This is a genomic window from Streptomyces sp. NPDC054932 (assembly GCF_053610205.1).
In genome coordinates, this window is the sequence record NZ_JBSGXU010000027.1 from 1 (window position 1) to 18187 (window position 18187).

Here is an 18187-nt window from a genome sequence, read left to right on the forward strand (position 1 = left end):
ACAGCAGCACCGGGGCGGCCGGCCGGAGCAGGGCGGCGACGGTGACGGCCCGCTGCAGGCGGCCCGTCCACCGGGTGATGTCGACGTAGGGCACGCCGCCGGCCGCGGCGGCGTGCAGCACCCGGTCCTCGGGGTCGTTGACCGAGCTGATGACGGCCCGGACGCCGGCGTGGAAGGGGGCGGGGTCCGCCAGGTCCCAGGCGCGCACCTCGCCGCCGACCTCGGCGGCCAGCGCCTGGCCCCGGCCGGGGTTGCGGCCGGTGAGAAGGGTCGGGGTGTCCGCACCCAGGATGCGGGCGATCTCGGCGCCCACGGTGCCGTATCCGCCGGTGATCAGTACAGGGCCGGAGGGATCCGGGCGCAGCTCGTCGCGCAGTTCGGTGGTCATGGCCAGAGTTTAGGTCAGGTGACCTAGAAATGCGACCTCCCTCCGCCCGTGTCCGGGGCGGCGCCGGGGGAACGCCGGGACCACCTGGTTCACCGGCCGGCTGGCGCGGTGGCAGGACAGCAGCACTGGGGATCCGGCCGGCGCTGTTCACCCGGTGCGGGCGGACGGGGTCCGTCCCCCCGTTCAGCCTGTTGATCCCCCGCAGGGCGAGTCGCGGGGCCACCGGGAGTGCCTCGCGGGTGATGCTGGTCCAGAGCCCCCGGCGCCGGTCACGGACGGCAGTTCCCGGTCGACCGCGGAGGCACGGCCGTCGCGGACGTCCGCATCCGCAGCGACGTTCACAGAGAGCCGGGTCGCGAAGGAGTGTGATGATGCCGGGCGCAGACAGACGAAGGGATGCCGTGGAGGCATCCCGGCAGCCCGCTCGGATGCTGTCCCTGGCCACGATCGGATTCACGCTCTGCTTCTGGGCGTGGGCTCTGCTGGCACCGCTCGGGCCGGCGCTCCGCGATGATCTGGACCTCAGCTCGTTCCAGCAGTCCCTGGTCGTGGCCGTACCGGTCATCGTGGGATCGATCGGCCGTATCCCCGTCGGCGCGCTCACCGACCGCTGGGGCGCGCGCCGGATGTTCCCGATCGTCGCGGCCCTGACGATCCTGCCCGTGCTGTACGTGGGACACGTGGCCGACTCGCTCGGGGAAGTACTCGCGGGCGGCTTCTTCCTCGGGCTGGGTGGCACCGCCTTCGCCGTCGGTGTGCCGTTCGTCAACGCCTGGTACCCGCCCGAGCGGCGCGGGCTGGCCCTGGGCATCTTCGGTATCGGCACCGGCGGCACCGCACTGTCGTCGTTCACCACCGTCCAGCTGGCCGACGCGGTCGGGCGGAGCTTTCCCTTCGACCTGGTCGCCGCCGCCCTGGCCGTGTACGCCCTGGCCGCCCACCTGCTCCTGCGGGACAAACCCGGGCGGGCGATCGCCGCCGGGTCGATGCTCGCGCGGACGACGGCGACCCTGCGGATGCCCGACACCTGGCTTCTGGCCTTCCTCTACGCCATGTCCTTCGGTGGCTTCGTCGCCTTCAGCGTCTACCTGCCCACCTACCTCACCATCGCCGACGAACTGGGGCGCTCCGATGCCGCATTGCGCACCGCGGGCTTCGTCGTCCTGGCCGTGGCCATGCGCCCGGTCGGAGGGTGGCTCTCCGACCGGACGCACCCCGTCCCCGTGCTCGTCGGCACATACGCCGCGGTATGTGCGTGCGCGCTCGTCGCGGCGTTCGAGGTGGCCCTGGTCCCGGTCGGCACGGTCGCCTTCCTCGGGATGGCAGCCGGCCTGGGCGCGGGATCGGGAGCCGTTTTCGCGCTGGTCGCCCGCTTGGTGGTACCGGAGCGGGTCGGGGCGGTCACCGGCGTGGTCGGCGCCGCCGGTGGACTCGGCGGCTTCTTCCCGCCCCTGGTGATGGGCTTGGTCAAGAGCATCACGGACGACTACGCATGGGGCTTCGTGCTGCTCGCCGTCACGGCCGCCGGCGCCGGACTGCTGTCGGCAACCGTCGTACGCCGACGCGCCCAGGCCCGGGAGCGGGAGTGAACCGTCGCAACGATCGTTGGCGGGTCGGTGACCTGCCGACGAGCACGACGTCCCCCTCATGCTGAGCGACTCACCGGGGCAGGCCGTCCCAGAGCGAGCAGTGGTGTGCGGAATGCGCATCGACGGGGTGGATTCCGCCCGGTCCGGGAGCCAATGACTGCACGGACCCCGCGAGCGGTGACGAAGGACGGAGGCGGGGCCAGAGCGGTGCGTCGGAGGTGTTCGGGTTGCCGGTGCGCGCGAAGTTCGTCCAGTAGCCGACCATCCGGTCCGACAGGGCGCGCTGGGCGTCGGTCAGCGGTCGCTCGGTGGGGAAGGAGGAGAACAGGAACGGCATCTCGAAGCCGTGCGCCGCACCGTAGGGGAAGCCCGGGTTCGCAGGCAGGCCGGTGAGGACAGGAGCATCCGCATCGCTGAACTCGTATCCGTAGAGGGGCAGGCCGGGGGCATGGGTGGCGAGGGCCCGGCCGGCCGCCAGTGTGGTGCATGTGAGGGAACGGTCCGTCAGCACCGCGGCCCAGGCCAGTGCGGGCGTGGGGTGGTCCGATGCCGGATACCGCGCCTCGACGGCCGGGGCGGCGACCCCGAAGGCGTCCACGAGGCGGGCGCGGTAGTCGGTCTCGGTACGGATCGGGAACGCGGCGAGCGACAGGCCGACGAACATCCTCATCTCATCGTGGTTGGTGCCCAGGACGACCGGCACGCGGTGGAAGCGTCCCGATGCCAACGCCCGGTCCGGTGCCACGGGCAGCAGCGCATTGCCGAAGGCGGGCCGGTTGAAGGACTGCATCAGCTGCGCGGTGGCGAGGCGATCGGTGCTCTGCCCGCGCAGGCACGCCACCACCTCGTCTTCGCCGGCAGCCGTGCAGCCCAGCTGCCGGGCGGCTTCCGCACCGGCCGACTGGACATCGCGCTGCGGGGCGAACGGCTCGTACGCCGGCGTTCCGGGTCCGAGAGCGCCGCTCGGGAAGGACATGAGGCAGGAACCGCTCTGGAGCACGGCCCGCCGGAAGAGTCCGGCGGCCGTCGGCGAGGTGAGGTGCGCACAGATGCTGAGAGCGCCTGCGGACTCGCCGAACAGCGTGACACTGCCCGGATCGCCGCCGAAGCGCTCCGCGTTCGCCCGCACCCAGCGCAGGGCGGCCTGCTGGTCCGCCAGGCCGAACGGTGGGGCGGAGCCCAGTCCGGGGTGGCCGAAGTAACCGAAGATCCCCAACCGGTAGTTGACCGTCACGACGACCGTGTCGCCCCGGACCGCCAGCTGTTCGGCGCCGTAGTCACTGCCGGAGCCGCCCAGGAACGCCCCGCCGTGCATCCACACCAGCACGGGCCGCTTCTGTCCGGCCGGCTTTGACTTCGGCGTCGGCGTCGGCGTCGGCACGGTGACGTTGAGGTAGAGGCAGTCCTCCGAGCCGAGGACCGCGCCCGCACCCGGTGTCGGCATCTGCACGCAGCGCTCTGCCGCCGCCGTCGCATCCCGGACACCGCGCCATGCGGCGGCGGGCACCGGAGCGCGCCAGCGCAGCGGTCCGGTCGGCGGTGCGGCGTAGGGAATGCCGTCGAAGGTGGTGTACGAGCCGTGCGACACACCGCGTACCAGGCCGTGGTCGGTCCGGACGACGGTCTGCGGGGAGCCCGGTGGTGCAGCGGTCGCCGGTACGGCGGTGGCCGTGAGCAGTGCCACCGCGCAGAGCAAGGGGAAGAGCACCGAGCGGATCCCGGCCCTTCGCCATGGACGCGGCGCTGCCGGGGTCGGGGTCGGGGTCGGGGTCGGGGTCGAGAAAGGGGTCGGGGACATGCGTACCCACCGTTCTTGGTCGGGGGATCGGTGCGGACCGAAGCGGTCAGTGATCAATACGCTAGGACCTCCCGCGCGCTGGAGGTTCAAGAGACTGTGACGCACGACACGTGGAGCATCGGTGAGCTCGCGGCCGGGACGGGAGTTCCGGTGAAGACCCTCCGCTACTACTCCGACAGCGGTCTGCTGCCCGTGGCCGGCCGTAGCGCCGGTGGCCATCGGCGCTACGGTCCCGAGGCGTGGGAGCGGATCCGTTTCATCAGACGCCTACGGGCGCTGGACACCCCGATCGCGACCATCACGCAGGTGGTCACCGGTGAGTGCTCCCTCGGGGAACTGGTGGCGACCGAGCTCGAAGTGGTGCAGGAACGGCTGACCGAGCTGCGGTGGCGCCAGGCCACGCTCCAGTCCCTGGACGACTGCACGAGCGAGGAGCGGCTCCGGCGTCTGGAGATACTCTCCCGCGTGCAGCGGCTCCCGGAGGCGCACCGCACTCTCACCGATCACTGGTACCGCGAGCTGTCCGCGGCCATGCCCGGGCGCCGACTCGACATCATGATCGCCATGCTGTCACCCGCCCCGCCCCAGGACCCCGATCCCGCTTCGGCCCTGGCCTACGCCGAGCTTCATCTGCTCGTCTCCACGCCCAGTTTCACCTGCTGGACCCGGGACCACGACGAAGAGATGAGGGACGGTCCGGCCTTCTACGCGGAGATCGACGAGGCTGCGGCTCTGACCGCCGACGCGCTGGCCCAGGGTCTGCCGCCCAGCGCCGGGGATGCGGTGAACGCCTTCGTGTCCGCCCACGCACGAGCCCGGCGGGAGTCGGACACCCCCGCCTTCCGCGCCTACCTGCACGGGCTGGTGTCGAGGTCGTCCGGCTTCGATCCCCGCCTGCAGCGGTACTGGAGCCTGGTCGCCGCCGCCACCGGCGGGCGCGTGCTGAACATGACGGTGGCTCATCGATGGCTGACGGACGGACTGTTGATCTCGACGTCCGGGAACCCGCCCCCGGCGTCGAGGGGCTCACGAACTCCCGCGTGCGGTCCCTGAACGAGGAGCGCCGCTCCTACGGCCGGTCCGCCGCTTCCCCTGAGGACGGGCGCCGTGCCGGGTCCGCGCGCGGTGCGACTGTGCCCAGCGGGCCAGGCCGCCGGCCGGGGGGCGCCTCGCGGTCGACCCCGATCGGCAGACGTACGTTCCGTACCCGGTGTTCAAGAGCGGGTGATCCACGGCTCCGACGCCTCGAACGGTCTCGTCCTCCCCCACCGCGTCTCATCGCAGGGTCCGATATCTGGAACACTCTGTCCATTTTCCAGTTCGGCCGCCTAGTGTGGGCCCTGCAGCTGGTTCGCCCCGTCCGCCAGGCGGGATGCGTCGTAAGAGGGAACCCGGTGGGAATCCGGGACTGCCCCGCAGCGGTGAGCGGGAACGACCGCCGTCATACGCACTGGACCCGGGACGGGTCTGGGAAGCGACGGCCAGTAGGTGCCCGCCGGGAAACCGGCAGGCGTGCCCGCGAGTCCGAAGACCTGCCCGTTGCCCGTGCGCGATCGACCGCGCCCGGTTTCCTCGGTGACCTCGTGGGCGGGTCGGCGTGCATCAGGCGGATCCGTCCGTTCGCGTACCGCAGTCGTACGTGAACCCGGCGGTCCGCCTGCTCTCGCACCCTTCGCGTCCTCGACCCCGGTCACCGGGTCCATGGAGACACGCTCGCGAAGGAGAGTTCCGTGACCACCGAGTCCGCAGCCGCGGCAGTACAGGCCACCGTGTACGGCTACCCCCGCCAGGGCCAGAACCGCGAACTGAAGAAGGCGATCGAGGGCTACTGGAAGGGCCGAGTCAGCGCCGACGCCCTCCGGGACACCGCCCGGGACCTGCGCCGGGCCAACCGGGCCCAGCTCGCCGAGGCCGGCATCAGCGAGGTGCCGACCGGCGACTTCTCGTACTACGACCACGTGCTGGACACCACGGTGATGGTCGGCGCGATCCCCGCCCGCCACCGGGCCGCCGTCGAAGCCGACGCCCTGGACGGCTACTTCGCGATGGCGCGCGGCACGCAGGACGTGGCGCCGCTGGAGATGACCAAGTGGTTCGACACGAACTACCACTACCTCGTCCCCGAACTCGGCCCCGACACCGTCTTCACCGCCGACTCCACCAAGCAGGTCGCCGAACTCACCGAAGCCCTCTCCGCGGGGCATGCGGCGCGGCCCGTACTGGTCGGTCCGGTCACCTACCTGCTGCTGGCCAAGCCCGCCCCGGGCGTGGCCGCCGACTTCGAGCCGATCACGCTCCTCGACCGGCTCCTGCCCGTCTACGCCCAAGTGCTGGCCGAGCTCCGCGCGGCGGGCGCCGAGTGGGTCCAGCTGGACGAGCCGGCCCTGGTCCAGGACCGCACCCCGGCCGACCTGAACGCCGCGGCCCGCACCTACCGGGAGCTCGGCGCCCTCACGGAGCGCCCGAAGCTGCTCGTCGCCTCCTACTTCGACCGGCTCGGTGAAGCACTCCCGGTGCTGGCGAAGGCTCCCGTGGAGGGCCTTGCCCTCGACTTCACCGATGCGGCCGCCGCCAACCTCGCCGACCTCGCCGCCGTCGGCGGGCTCCCGGGCAAGCGCCTGGTCGCGGGCGTGGTCAACGGCCGCAACATCTGGATCAACGACTTCCAGAAGTCGCTGACCACGCTCGGGACCCTCCTCGGGCTCGCCGACCGGGTCGACGTCTCCGCGTCCTGTTCCCTGCTGCACGTCCCTCTGGACGCCGGCGTCGAGCGCGACATCGACCCGCAGGTGCGCCGCTGGCTCGCCTTCGCCCGCCAGAAGACGAACGAGATCACCACGCTGGCCCGCGGCCTCGCCCAGGGCACGGATGCGATCACCGCCGAACTCGCCGCGAACCGCGCCGATCTGGCCTCCCGCGCCGGCTCTCCCATCACCCGCGATCCCGCGGTGCGGGCGCGCACCGGGGCGATCACCGACGCGGACGGCCGCCGCGCCCAGCCGTACGCGGACCGTGCGGTCGCCCAGCGCGCCCACCTGGGGCTGCCGCTGCTGCCCACCACCACCATCGGCTCGTTCCCGCAGACCGACGAGCTGCGCGTGGCCCGCGCGGACCTGCGGGCCGGGCGCATCGACACCGCCGGGTACGAGGAGCGCATCAAGGACGAGATCCGCGAGGTGCTCGCCTTCCAGGAGAAGACGGGCATCGACGTGCTGGTGCACGGTGAGCCCGAACGCAACGACATGGTCCAGTACTTCGCCGAGCAGCTGACGGGGTACCTGGCGACCCAGCACGGCTGGGTCCAGTCGTACGGCACCCGTTATGTGCGGCCGCCGGTCCTGGCCGGGGACATCTCCCGTCCGGAGCCGATGACCGTGCGCTGGACGACGTACGCCCAGTCCCGGGCGAGCAAGCCGGTCAAGGGCATGCTGACCGGCCCGGTCACCATGCTGGCGTGGTCGTTCGTACGCGACGACCAGCCGCTCGGCGAGACCGCGCGCCAGGTCGGCCTCGCCCTGCGCGACGAGGTCAACGACCTGGAGGCGGCCGGCACTTTGGTGATCCAGGTGGACGAGCCCGCCCTGCGCGAGACGCTGCCGCTGCGCGCGGACGGCCACGCCGACTACCTGGCCTGGGCGACGGAGTCCTTCCGGCTGACGACCTCGGGCGTGCGGCCGGAGACCCAGATCCACACGCACATGTGCTACGCGGAGTTCGGTGACATCGTCCAGGCCATCGACGACCTCGACGCCGACGTCATCAGCCTGGAGGCCGCCCGCTCCCACATGCAGGTCGCGACCGAGCTCGCCGAGCACGGCTACCCGCGCGAGGCCGGCCCCGGGGTCTGGGACATCCACTCCCCGCGCATCCCCTCCACCGGCGAGGCCGCGGCGCTCCTGCGCAAGGGGCTGGAGGCCATCCCGGCAGAGCGGCTGTGGGTCAACCCCGACTGCGGCCTGAAGACCCGCGGTTGGGGGGAGACCCGGGCGTCGCTGGAGAACCTCGTCGCGGCGGCTCGCGAGGTCCGCGCGGAGACCGGCACCGCGACCGCCTGATCCGCAGTCGGGTCGGAACGTCCGTGAGCGGATGTTCCGACCCGAACGCGGCCCTGGCCGAGGCGGTTCGTCAGAAGGCGGTCCAGGTGAAGGCGACCTGGTCGCCGGCCTTCAGCTTGAACCGGCATCCCGACGGGGGTCGGGATGCCGTTGACGGAGATGCTCCAGTAGGCGGAGCCGCCACCGCTGACGTTCTTCATCGTGTCGACGGAGAAGTCGTCGAACGAGGCGTACCAGGTGCCGTCCCAGGTGAAGTGCTTCTTCTTCGCGGCGTCGTCCAGGGCGGCGGTCGGCGTCGGTACGGCGCTCGGGCCGGCCGAGCCGTTCGTGCCGTCGCACTTGTGCGTGCCGCCGGTCGCCGTGGTGACGTCGTGGCCCTTGGTCTTGATCCTGCCCTTGAACAGCAGCCCGCTCGGGCCCTGCACCGTGAGGTTGACCTTGACCGGGGCGTTCGTGTTCGGGACCGGCTTGGCGTGGGCGACGGCGGGCGCTGTAGCGAGCGCGAGTCCGAGGGCGGCCGTCGTGACCAGCGTGCGACGGACGGGGTTCGGACGCATGAGGCGCCTTGCGAGCGGGCGGGCGCGCAGCACCACCCCGTCCACCCCGGCGTCCGCCACCAGTGCCGTGGCCCGCGGAGCAGCGGGAACGGACTGCCGACGAGTCGGCGAACCAAGGCTCCGCGCTGCAGACCGTGACAGTGGGAAACGGCCCGGTCCGACCGGGCACACGCACCGTACGGCCGTGACAGCGTGCTGACCAGTGGCCACTGTCCGGCGCGAAGGTGTCCCCCGACACTCTGCCGCGACCCGCACGGGACCGGGGCCGCCGGCGCTCTGGCCGACGCGGGCCGAGGCGTCATTTATGCTTCAAGGCGGCCGCGGGGCGGTGGCGCGTCGCTGTACGCGGCACCTGCGGAACGGTCGGTCCGGCCGGTCGAGGAGGGCGTCCTGCGTCGGGGCCCCGGTCCGGCCGCAGGACCACGTGATGCCGATCATGAAGGTCCTGGGGAATCGAATGGTCACCGACACGCGTCTCATTGGTGCGGGGTGCCCGGTCCACCCGCCCGCGAACGGAAGACCCCCAGGGAGAAGCGAGGTATGTCAGTGATCTGCGTCGGAGGCATGATCGGGATCGGCAAGACGAGCGTGGCCGAACTCCTCGCCAAGGAGCTGGGCAGCGAAGTCTTCTACGAGAGCGTGACGGACAACCCGATCCTGCCGCTCTTCTACACGGCGAGCCCCGAGGAGATCCAGGCGAAGCGCTACCCCTTCCTCCTCCAGCTCTACTTCCTGCAGACGCGGTTCGCCTCGATCAAGGAGGCGTACAAGCAGGGCGACAACGTCCTCGACCGCTCCATCTACGAGGACTGGTACTTCGCCAAGGTCAATCACGACCTCGGCCGGATCAGCTCCCTCGAAATGCAGGTGTACGAGGGGCTGCTCGGGGAGATGATGCGCGAGATCGACGGCCTGCCGTACCGCAAGGCACCCGACCTCATGGTCTACCTCCAGGCGGACTTCGAGACGGTACTGCACCGCATCGGGCTGCGGGGCCGCGACTTCGAACAGGACGAGAGCCTCGTCGAGTACTACCGGACGCTGTGGTCCGGCTACGACGACTGGGTGCACAAGCACTACTCGGCCAGCGACGTCCTCGTCATCGACATGAACCACACGGATGTCGTGAACCGCCCCGAGGACGCGGCCCGCGTGGTGCAGGAGGTCAAGGACGCCCTGACGGCAGCCCGGCGCCGGGGCTGAAGCCCGGCCTGCCCGGCAGCGGCGAGCGGGAACGACCGCCGTCATACGCACTGGGACCGTGAGGTCCCGGGAGGCGACGGCCAGTAGGTGTCCGCCGGCACGAGCACCGTGCCGACAGGCGTGCCCGCCTGAGGAGCCCTGAACCCGCGGGGCCTTCGCGCAGGCGCTCCGCCCGTGGCCCGGCCGGTCGCGCACGGAGCCCGCGGGTGCTCGGAGACGTCCGGCTCGCGGGCGCGAGCGGCGGAGGTGCGGACACCCCCCCTACGGACCGGGCGGGGCGGTTCGGGCGGGCGGGAGCGTCCGATGGACCAGGCGGAGGGCGAACGAGCGCGGAGGCTGCCAGACGCGCCGGTCGTCGAACGGCCAGGCGTAGACCGGGGCTCCGTCGCGGACGCAGCCCAGCAGGCCCGGCGCCGGGAGCTCGCGGGCCGACCACTCGTAGAGCTGTTGCAGTCGCGGAACGATCACCCCGAAATCGAGGAGGCGGCCGAACCCGATCTCCCTGTCGAGGTGGTACTGCACGGTGCCGCGGAGCGGGTACTCGTCGGGGAGCACGCGCGAGAGCTGCAGGAAGATTCCGGTCATGCCCAGCCTCGGGTCGCCGAGGAACGGGGCGAGCGGACGCAGCGGGCCGAGTGAGATCCGGGGCGCGGCGACCAGGGTGTGGGCGTAGAGCACGCGGCAGAGGACGACGTTCATGAAGAACCGCTCGCTCTCGTTCTCCGCCTCCGCGAGGGCGCGGTTCTCGAGGTAGGCGGCGACCACGCTCCCGTTGTGCGCCCGGTACCAGGCCCGGGCGGTGGGGTGCATCGCGAAGGACAGCCAGTGGTCGACCGTGGGCGAGGAGGACGGTCCGGGAAGTCCGCCGCTGAGGGCGACCGCCTCGCAGCCGTCGCGGAGGATGCGTTCGTTCACCGCGCGCCACCACGGACTGCCGGGCCGGCCGTCGCCGCCGGACTCCGGCCGCAGCACGCCCCGCCGTACCTGCCAGCCCATGAACGACAGCGCGGCCCGGCGGAACGGCAGGTGCTGGGGCGCCTTGCCGAACGGGCCGGAATAGCAGCGCCCCATCAAAGCCGCCCGCCCGGCCGGGTCGTCGCGGACCCCGGCGACCTGTCGCGCCGCCCATTCCGCGGCCGTGACCTCGGACGTCATGCCCACAGGATGCCACGTACCCGGCCCGCGGCACCGAACCGGCCCGCGGCCGAGCCGCCCCCAGGTCTCGAAGGCCAGCCGCACCCGCGGGAGCGCCCCGCCCGCCTCCAGGGCCAGCGGCCCCGCGCGCCGGGGTTCAGGACGCCTTCTTCGCGGCGCGGAGCCCCGCCTCCAGGTCGGCCTTCAGATCGGCCGGGTTCTCGATGCCGACCGACAGGTCCTTCGGTCGAACCGGTGAGCAGCGCCACCGCATCCCGGCACGCGCCCTGCCGTTCCGGTCGCGTTCCGTCCTATGATCGCTGCTCCGCGTACGAGGGGGCTGGTATGGGGGCAGGCGGGGCGGCATCGCAGCGGGCACAGGACGCGCGGCGGCAGGAGCGATTACTCCGGGAGCAGTGGCAGGCCGCCCGCCGGCAGGCCCTTCGGTGGGAAGCGGCGGGCGAGGGCGAACAGCGGCTTCTCGCCCAGCTGTTGGTGCTGACCGCGCGCGGCTGGCGGTTGCTCGTCGACCGGCAGTGGTGCAGGACGCGGACCGCCGACGCGGACATGCTGCTGGTGGGGCCCGGCGGTGTCTTCGTCATCGACGTCACGGCCGGCGGCGGGCCGGTGGACGAACGCGCGACCGAGTTGCTCGCCGCCACGAAGGCCGCCGAGAGCGCGGTTGCGTCCCTGGGAATGTCACCGGTGGCGGTCCAGCCGTTCATGGTGTTCGCCGGGCAGCGCCGCGACGCAGAACTCGGCCGGATACGGCTCCTGGGTGAACACGAGATCGGCCCCGTGCTGCTGTCGCAGCGGCACAGGCTGCGGGTGGAGTCGGTCCGGGCGATCGCCGACCACCTCGAGCGGGTGTTCCCGGGCCATGCGGGGGTGGCGGTCGACCAGCAGACGCCGTCGGCGCCCGAGCGCCACCGACCGGGCTCCCCGGACGGGCTGTTCGACCTGGCAGGGCTGCGGGACGCGGCCCTGGAGGGGGCGATGCAGGCGCCGATCGAGCAGTGGATGACCTTCCTCCACCCCGATCAGGTGGCGCTGGTGCGCCGCAACTGGTCGGGCCCGGCACGCATCAGCGGACCGGCGGGCACCGGCAAGACGGTCGTCGCCCTGCACCGCGCGGCCCACCTGGCCAGGCGGACGACCGGCCGCATCCTGTACGTCACCTTCGCCAACAACCTGCCCCGCGTGCAGAGCACCTTCCTCAGGGCCATGGCCCCGGCCGTCGCCGACCGGGTGGACTTCCGCAGCCTCCACTCCTGGGCGCAGGAGTTCCTGCAGGAGCGGGGCGTGCCGGTGCGGCTGCACGGAGAGAAGGCCGGGACCGCCTTCAGCCTCGCCTGGAAACACGTCGGCCGCGAGGGCCGGCTGGCCGAGCTCGACCCGGACCCCACCTACTGGCACGAAGAGATCGACTACGTCATCAAGGGGCGCGGCCTCACCCGCTTCGAGGAGTACGCGGCCGTCCACCGGCGGCGACGGAAGGCGAGCCTGCACCGTACGCACCGACAGGCGGTGTGGGAGCTGTACGAGGCGTACGAATCGCTGCGCGGCGAGCGCGGCGTCCACGACTTCAACGACATCCTTTCCCTCGCCCTGGCCGAGGCGTCACGCCGGCGCGAACGGCCCCCGTACGCGGCCGTCATCGTGGACGAGGTCCAGGACCTCACGCTCGTCGGCGTGCGCCTCCTGCACGCGCTCGTCGGGGACGTGCCCAACGGTCTGCTTCTCGTGGGCGACGGCCAGCAGACCGTGTACCCGGGCGGCTTCCGCCTCACCGACGCGGGCATCGACATCCGCGGCGACCGCGGGCAGGTGCTGCGCACCAACTACCGCAACAGCAAGCAGATCCTGGACGCGGCCCTCACCGTCGTGGCCGACGACGCCTTCGAGGACCTCGACGGCATGCGCACCCCGGGCCGCCGCGACGTCGACCTCACCTACCACGACGGGGACGTCGTACGCGTCACCAGGCCTACGGCGGACGCCCACGACAGGGAACTCCTGGACGCCCTGCGCTCCCTGCCCGAAGGCGCGCTCGCCGACACCGCCCTGCTGTGCCCCTCCCTGCGCGCCATCGGCCACTACCAGCGGATGCTCACCCAGGCGGGCATCCCGGTGTGCCAGTTGGAGCACTACGACGGTCGTGCCGTCGACGCGGTGAAGCTGGGCACCTATCGCAGGGCCAAGGGCCTGGAGTTCAAGAACGTCTTCCTGCCCCAGCACGATGCGGTGTTCGCGAACGGCACGCCGGCCGACACGGCGGTCGGTACGGAGAGCGCGCAGACGGCCCGGGAGCGTGGGGAACTGCTGCGCAGCCGGCTCTTCGTGGCGATGACCCGGGCCCGTGACCTGCTCTGGCTCGGCAGCGTCACCAGGTAGGGGCGGCCCCCCGGCAGCGTTCTCGTTCTGCCTGGGTGTGGTGCGTCCTGGTTGGCCGGCCGCGGTTTGCCCAGACTCGGTCGGGCGGAGCGATCCGCTTCGAACGAGGAGTAGGACAGGACAGGTATGAGGAACGAAGCCAAGGTCGTGGCCATCACCGGAGCCAGCAGCGGGATCGGGGAGGCGACGGCCCGTCGGCTCGCTGCCGACGGCCACCGGTTGTTTCTGGGCGCGCGGCGCACGGATCGGCTCGATGCGCTGAGCCGGGAGATCGACGGGGCGGGCGGCACCGCGGCCTTCCGGCGGCTGGATGTCACCGACGCCGCGGATGTACGGGCGTTCGTGGCCGCGGCCCGGGAGCACTACGGCCGCGTGGACGTGCTGGTCAACAACGCCGGGGTGATGCCGCTCTCGCCGCTGGACGCGTTGAAGGTCGACGAGTGGGACCGGATGATCGACGTGAACGTACGGGGTGTGCTGCACGGGATCGCCGCCGGCCTGCCCGTGATGCGCGCCCAGGGCGGCGGGCACTTCGTGAACGTCGCCTCCGTGGGTGCGTACGAGGTGTCGCCCACGGCAGCTGTCTACTGCGCCACCAAGTTCGCCGTCCGCGCCATCTCCGAGGGGCTGCGACAGGAGTCGGACGGCTCCGTCCGGGTCACTCTGGTCTCTCCGGGCGTGACCGAGTCCGAGCTGGCCGACGGGATCTCCGATCCTGCCGCGAGGGAGGCGATGAGGGCCTATCGCGCCGTGGCGCTGCCGGCGTCCGCCATCGCCGGGGCCATTGCCCACGCCGTGGCACAGCCTGCCGGGGTCGACGTCAACGAGATCGTCGTGCGTCCTGCTGCGAGTGCGCAGTGAGTGCCGGGGCGGCGTACGAGGACCTGCTGCTTCGACTGCGGGTCCTGGAGGACAAGGAAGCGCTGCGAACGCTCATGATCCGTGGTTGGCGGGCGCTGGACCGCAAGGACTGGCGGACCTGGATCGAGTGCTGGGCCGAGGACGGGGTGCTGGACTTCGGGCCGTGGGGAGAGATCCGGGGAAGGGAGTCGGTCCGGGCGAAGGTGGAGCAGGCGGAGGCGCACTTCCCGAGCATGCAGCACCACATCCTGAACATGGACTTCCAGGTGAAGGACGACCGTGCGACGGGCATCGGGTACATGTGGTTCGTCGCCGTGACCGGAAATGGGCAGACCTCTTCGCCCTATTCGATGGGCGGTCCGTACGACTGGGAGTTCCGCCGGGATCCCGAGGTCGGCTGGCTCCTGGTCCGCCAGCGGCTGGGCGTCTGGTGGACGGACGGGGAGGAGGCGCCGCAGGGCCTCGGCTAGGGGGTGTCCGCAAAGTCCCGTCTGCCCGGCGGGGCCCGGCACGCATTGCCACCGGCGTCGGCTGCTCGGCGGGGTGGCCGGTTCCAGTACCATGCACCCCAATAATTGAACGTGCTCAATTCATGGGGGCTTCGGTGGGGGAAGAAACGACGGGCCGCCGGCTCGCCGTCGTGCAGTGGGCGGCGCTCGCGGTCGAGGCCGCGGGACTGTTGGGGACGCTGGCTCTGGCGGACACCACCGTGCTGGTGCCGGAATACGGGGGCACTCTCGTCCTGATGTGCGCAATGTTCCTCGCCATGATCCTGGCGGTCCTGCCGATCGTGGTCGTGGTGCTGGCGCTGCGCAACCCGCGGAACACCACCGCCGTCTGGCGGGCAGCCGCCTCGTGGATCCTCGCGCTCGCGCTCCTCGTCGTGCTGGTCAGGGCGGGCGTGGGGCCCTGGGCCGTCTGGTGCGCCGTCGCGATGGCCGCCTCGTGCGCGGCCACTGTCCTGTGCACCGGCAGCCCGGCGGGGCTGTCGGTCCAGCCGTCCCGCGCCGCAGCCGCAATCGCCGTCGTCGCACTGGTGGTGTCGGTCTGCGGCTCCTGCTCCGGGCCGTACACGGACTATCCGGGAGTGTGGACCGCCTCGAAGGACGCCGCGTCCCTGACCCTGACCGGGCAGGCGGAGTCCGGGCAGGGCGGCCAGTACACCCTGCGGGTCGGGACGTGCACGGAACAGGGCAGTTGGGTCTTCGGCCACCCGCAGATGTCGACTTCGGTCCAGATGTGGCTACATCGTGAGGACGCGCTCGCGTGCACCCCGGGCGGACCGAAGACCCGGGTGCGCATCGTCGGCGGCAACCGGACGGCTCCGGTCATCGCGCTTCCAGGGCTGCGTCTGACGAAACATTGAGCGGAGGTCACTGGCCGTCCGCCGGATGGACCACCTCGACGCCCTGGTCGCGCAGTACTTCGACCGCGGGGGAGTCCGCGGGGGCGTCCGTGACGACGAGGGCGATCTCCTCCATGGAGCAGATGCGGCCCAGCGCCACGCGGCCGATCTTGTCGGCGGTCGCGACGAGGATCACGCGCTGTGCCGCGGCGACCGCCGCCCGCTTCACCTGGACGTCGTCGAGGTTGTAGGCGGTGGCGCCCTGGACGGGATCGACCCCGCAGCAGCCCAGGACGAACGTGTCGAAGCACAGGTCCTTGAAGGTCTGCACCGGTGCGTGGCCGTGGAAGGACAACTCCTCGGGGCGCACCTGGCCGCCGGGCAGCACCAGTTGGATGCCCGGGTGCGCGGACAGGGCGAAGGCCGCGTGCAGGGAGAGGGGTGCCACGGTGAACTGGCGGTCCGCCATGGCCTTGGCGATGGCGACAGCTGTCGTGCCCGTGTCCAGCGCCACGGTCTCGCCGTCGGTGAGCAGTCCGACCACGGCCCGTGCGAGCCGCTCCTTGGCCGCCGCCGCGGACATGGCCCGGATCGCGTACGGGGGCTCGACGCCGCCGGGCAGGCTGCTCACCGCGCCGCCGCGCACCCGGCGCAGCGCTCCCCGGGACTCCAGTACCTCGAGGTCCCGGCGGATGGTCATCTCGGACGCCCCGGTGGCCTGGGCCAGCTCGGCCACCGTCGCGCGGTTCTGCTGCATCAGCAGTCCCACGACGAACTTGTGCCTCTCCATCACGTTCATGTGTCTGCTTTTAGCACAGATGGGGTCGGCGGGAAGCCCTGCCGAGCGTTTCGCACATCGATGCTGTTGATATGAACATCCAGCATGTTTAGAGTGAGTGAAGCGGTGTGAGTTTGCACCTGTTCTGAACGCTCATCGCGTTCGTTCAACCGTGATGGATGAGGAGAGCCGTGACCGCCACCACTGGGGCCGAACAACTGCCGGAAAGGGGGGAGCCCCTCCTCACCACCGTCGCGATCATCGCCTCGTGCCTGGCGTTCGTGGTGATCGGCGCACTCCAGGCGCTCTACGGTCCGGCGATCCCGGCCCTGCGGGACCAGTACGGCATCGGTCCGGCCGTGGCCGGGCTGAGCCTCAGCGCGCACTTCGCCGGCGCCCTCCTCGGCGTGCTGATCTACCACCTCCTGCGGGGCCACCTGAACAACCGGGTGCTGCTCGGCGGTTCCTACGTGCTCATGGCCGCCGGCGCGGCCCTCTTCGCCCTCTCCCCGACCTGGGCCCTCGCCCTCACCGGCACGTTCGTCATCGGCCTGGGCTTCGGCGGCATCGACTACGGCCTCAACCGGCTCTTCGCCGTCGGGTTCGGCCACCGCAGCACCGCCATGCTCAACCTGCTGAACGGGCACTTCGGCATCGGCGCGATCGCCGGCCCCGCCCTGATCGGCCGGTTCGGGGCCGACAGCTACCCGGAGATCTTCGTCGGCACCGGCCTCGTCAGCCTGCTGATCCTCTTCACCCTCGGCGGGGTGGCCGCCCGGGAGCCCGCCCCCGCCCCCGCGGAGGGCGCCCCGGCGGCCGGAGCCCGCGCCCGGGTGCTTCCGGTCATCGCGGGGTTCATCGGGATCTACGTCCTGCACGTCGCCATCGAGACCGGCGTCGGCGGCTGGGAGCCCACCCACCTCGAAGCCGTCGGATACGGCGCCGCCACCGCCGCGACGGCCACCTCCGCCTACTGGGCCGCCATGACCATCGGCCGGTTCCTCGCCGTGCCGATCAGCCTGCGCCGGTCCGCCCCGTCGATCCTCCTCGTCTGCTGCGTCGGCATGGCCGGCTTCCTCCTCCTGGCGACGGTCCCGGCCCTCGCCCCGTACGCGTACTTCGGCGTCGGCCTGATGATCGCGCCGATCTTCCCGACCTGCCTGCCCTGGCTGAACCGCGCCGTGCCCGCGGTGGCCGCCGCCGGCGCCTACGTGATCGCCGCCTCGATGATCGGCGGAGTCGCCTTCCCACCCCTGCTGGGTGCCGTCATCGACACGATGGAGGTGAGGACGGTGCCGCTCCTGCTGTTCCTGCTCGCCGTCGGCTGCGGCGCGCTGAGCCTGTGGCTGACCCGCAAGGCCCCCGACCCCGGCGGCGTGCCCGGCCCGCGCGACTCCGGGCGTACAGACTCCGTCACCGCACCCCGAGCCCGCAGAACGTGAGGAACCGAAAGATGAAAGCCGTCCTCTTCGACATGTTCGGTGTCATCGCGCGAGTTCAATCGCCCGAGTCCATGGCCCTCCTGGAACGCACCGCCGGCGGCGACCCCGACCGCTTCTGGGCGGCGTACTGGTCGCTGCGGCCGCCCTACGACCGCGGCGAGGTCACGGGGTCCGGCTACTGGCAGGCGGTCTGCGCGCAACTGGGCATCCCGCTCGACGGGCGGCTGACCGAGGAGCTGACCGCCGCCGACCTCGCCGGCTGGAGCGAGATCGACCAGCGCATGGTGGACCTGCTGGGCCTCCTGGCCGACAGGGGAATCGTGCTCGGCCTCCTCTCCAACATCCCCGAGGACCTGGCCGTCCGCTACGAGGCCACCCATCCCTGGCTGGAACGGTTCGCCGTCCGCGGACTGTCCTGCCGGATCGGCAGCGCCAAGCCCGAGCCCGCCGCCTACGAGTGGTGCATCCGCGGGCTCGGACTGCCGCCCGAGGAGATCCTGTTCGTCGACGACCGGGCCGAGAACGTGCACGCCGCACGCCGACTGGGCCTCCAGGGGCACGTGTTCACCTCGCCCGCAGGGTTGTGGGACGCGCTGGAGACGGCGTTGACGTGACGGCGCGCGGGCACCCTCCCCGGCCGAGA

The 18187-nt window shown here is 71.8% G+C and carries 13 protein-coding genes, 2 pseudogenes and 1 riboswitch; of the genes and pseudogenes, 10 read left to right on the forward strand and 5 right to left on the reverse strand.

The genetic code is table 11. The features are described 5' to 3' along the window. A pseudogene (locus ACWGE1_RS10555) lies at positions 1-388 on the reverse strand (saccharopine dehydrogenase); the annotation flags it as partial. Between the two features lie 368 nt (positions 389-756). Between ACWGE1_RS10555 and ACWGE1_RS10560 the strand changes: the two are divergent. Beyond that, positions 757-1977 carry an MFS transporter gene (locus ACWGE1_RS10560; RefSeq protein ID WP_453420135.1) on the forward strand — a complete coding sequence of 407 codons (1221 nt, stop codon included), beginning with the start codon at positions 757-759 and terminating at the stop codon, positions 1975-1977. A gap of 70 nt (positions 1978-2047) precedes the next feature. Here ACWGE1_RS10560 and ACWGE1_RS10565 read toward each other — a convergent pair whose 3' ends face one another. Continuing rightward, on the reverse strand, positions 2048-3685 hold the full coding sequence (locus ACWGE1_RS10565; RefSeq protein ID WP_453420136.1) for a carboxylesterase/lipase family protein: 1638 nt from the start codon (positions 3683-3685) through the stop codon (positions 2048-2050). A 186-nt stretch (positions 3686-3871) separates the two neighbouring features. On the opposite strand from ACWGE1_RS10565, the gene ACWGE1_RS10570 reads away from it, so the two are divergent. Then, a complete protein-coding gene (locus ACWGE1_RS10570; protein ID WP_453420137.1) occupies positions 3872-4828 on the forward strand; it encodes a MerR family transcriptional regulator in 957 nt (318 codons plus the stop codon). A 277-nt stretch (positions 4829-5105) separates the two neighbouring features. Next, positions 5106-5329: riboswitch (cobalamin riboswitch) on the forward strand. Between the two features lie 176 nt (positions 5330-5505). Further along, a complete protein-coding gene (gene metE, locus ACWGE1_RS10575; RefSeq protein WP_453420138.1) occupies positions 5506-7830 on the forward strand; it encodes a 5-methyltetrahydropteroyltriglutamate--homocysteine S-methyltransferase in 2325 nt (774 codons plus the stop codon). 70 nt (positions 7831-7900) lie between these two features. Here metE and ACWGE1_RS10580 read toward each other — a convergent pair. Beyond that, positions 7901-8387 (reverse strand): annotated as a pseudogene (locus ACWGE1_RS10580) (DUF4430 domain-containing protein). 540 nt (positions 8388-8927) lie between these two features. On the opposite strand from ACWGE1_RS10580, the gene ACWGE1_RS10585 reads away from it, so the two are divergent. Next, positions 8928-9590 (forward strand): deoxynucleoside kinase, encoded by a 663-nt coding sequence (locus ACWGE1_RS10585; protein ID WP_453420139.1) that lies wholly within the window; start codon positions 8928-8930, stop codon positions 9588-9590. A 261-nt stretch (positions 9591-9851) separates the two neighbouring features. Here the strand turns inward: ACWGE1_RS10585 and ACWGE1_RS10590 are convergent, their stop codons facing one another. Next, complete coding sequence (locus tag ACWGE1_RS10590; RefSeq protein ID WP_453420140.1) at positions 9852-10745, reverse strand: hypothetical protein; 894 nt, start codon at positions 10743-10745, stop codon at positions 9852-9854. 324 nt (positions 10746-11069) lie between these two features. Between ACWGE1_RS10590 and ACWGE1_RS10595 the strand changes: the two genes are divergently transcribed. The 4 genes from ACWGE1_RS10595 (at position 11070) to ACWGE1_RS10610 (ending at position 15345) form a co-directional block, all read left to right on the forward strand. Beyond that, positions 11070-13118 carry a UvrD-helicase domain-containing protein gene (locus tag ACWGE1_RS10595; protein ID WP_453420141.1) on the forward strand — a complete coding sequence of 683 codons (2049 nt, stop codon included), beginning with the start codon at positions 11070-11072 and terminating at the stop codon, positions 13116-13118. 126 nt (positions 13119-13244) lie between these two features. After that, positions 13245-13979: an SDR family oxidoreductase gene (locus tag ACWGE1_RS10600; protein WP_453420142.1), complete on the forward strand. Its 735-nt coding sequence runs from the start codon at positions 13245-13247 to the stop codon at positions 13977-13979. Then, entirely contained in the window at positions 13976-14449 is a 474-nt protein-coding gene (locus ACWGE1_RS10605) for a nuclear transport factor 2 family protein (protein ID WP_453420143.1), read from the forward strand. Before ACWGE1_RS10600 ends, ACWGE1_RS10605 begins: the two co-directional genes overlap by 4 nt. Before the next feature lie 134 nt (positions 14450-14583). Next, the gene (locus tag ACWGE1_RS10610) at positions 14584-15345 is read left to right on the forward strand and encodes a hypothetical protein (RefSeq protein WP_453420144.1); all 762 of its coding nucleotides are present in this window, start codon (positions 14584-14586) and stop codon (positions 15343-15345) included. Between the two features lie 7 nt (positions 15346-15352). Here ACWGE1_RS10610 and ACWGE1_RS10615 read toward each other — a convergent pair whose 3' ends face one another. Beyond that, positions 15353-16123 (reverse strand): DeoR/GlpR family DNA-binding transcription regulator, encoded by a 771-nt coding sequence (locus ACWGE1_RS10615; protein WP_453420145.1) that lies wholly within the window; start codon positions 16121-16123, stop codon positions 15353-15355. Between the two features lie 170 nt (positions 16124-16293). Here ACWGE1_RS10615 and ACWGE1_RS10620 point away from each other — a divergent pair, with 170 nt between their 5' ends. Together ACWGE1_RS10620 and ACWGE1_RS10625 are read left to right on the forward strand one after the other, a co-directional pair. Next, positions 16294-17544 (forward strand): MFS transporter, encoded by a 1251-nt coding sequence (locus tag ACWGE1_RS10620; RefSeq protein WP_453420146.1) that lies wholly within the window; start codon positions 16294-16296, stop codon positions 17542-17544. Positions 17545-17555: 11 nt separating this feature from the next. After that, complete coding sequence (locus tag ACWGE1_RS10625; protein WP_453420147.1) at positions 17556-18158, forward strand: HAD family hydrolase; 603 nt, start codon at positions 17556-17558, stop codon at positions 18156-18158. The last annotated feature ends 29 nt before the right edge of the window (positions 18159-18187 follow it).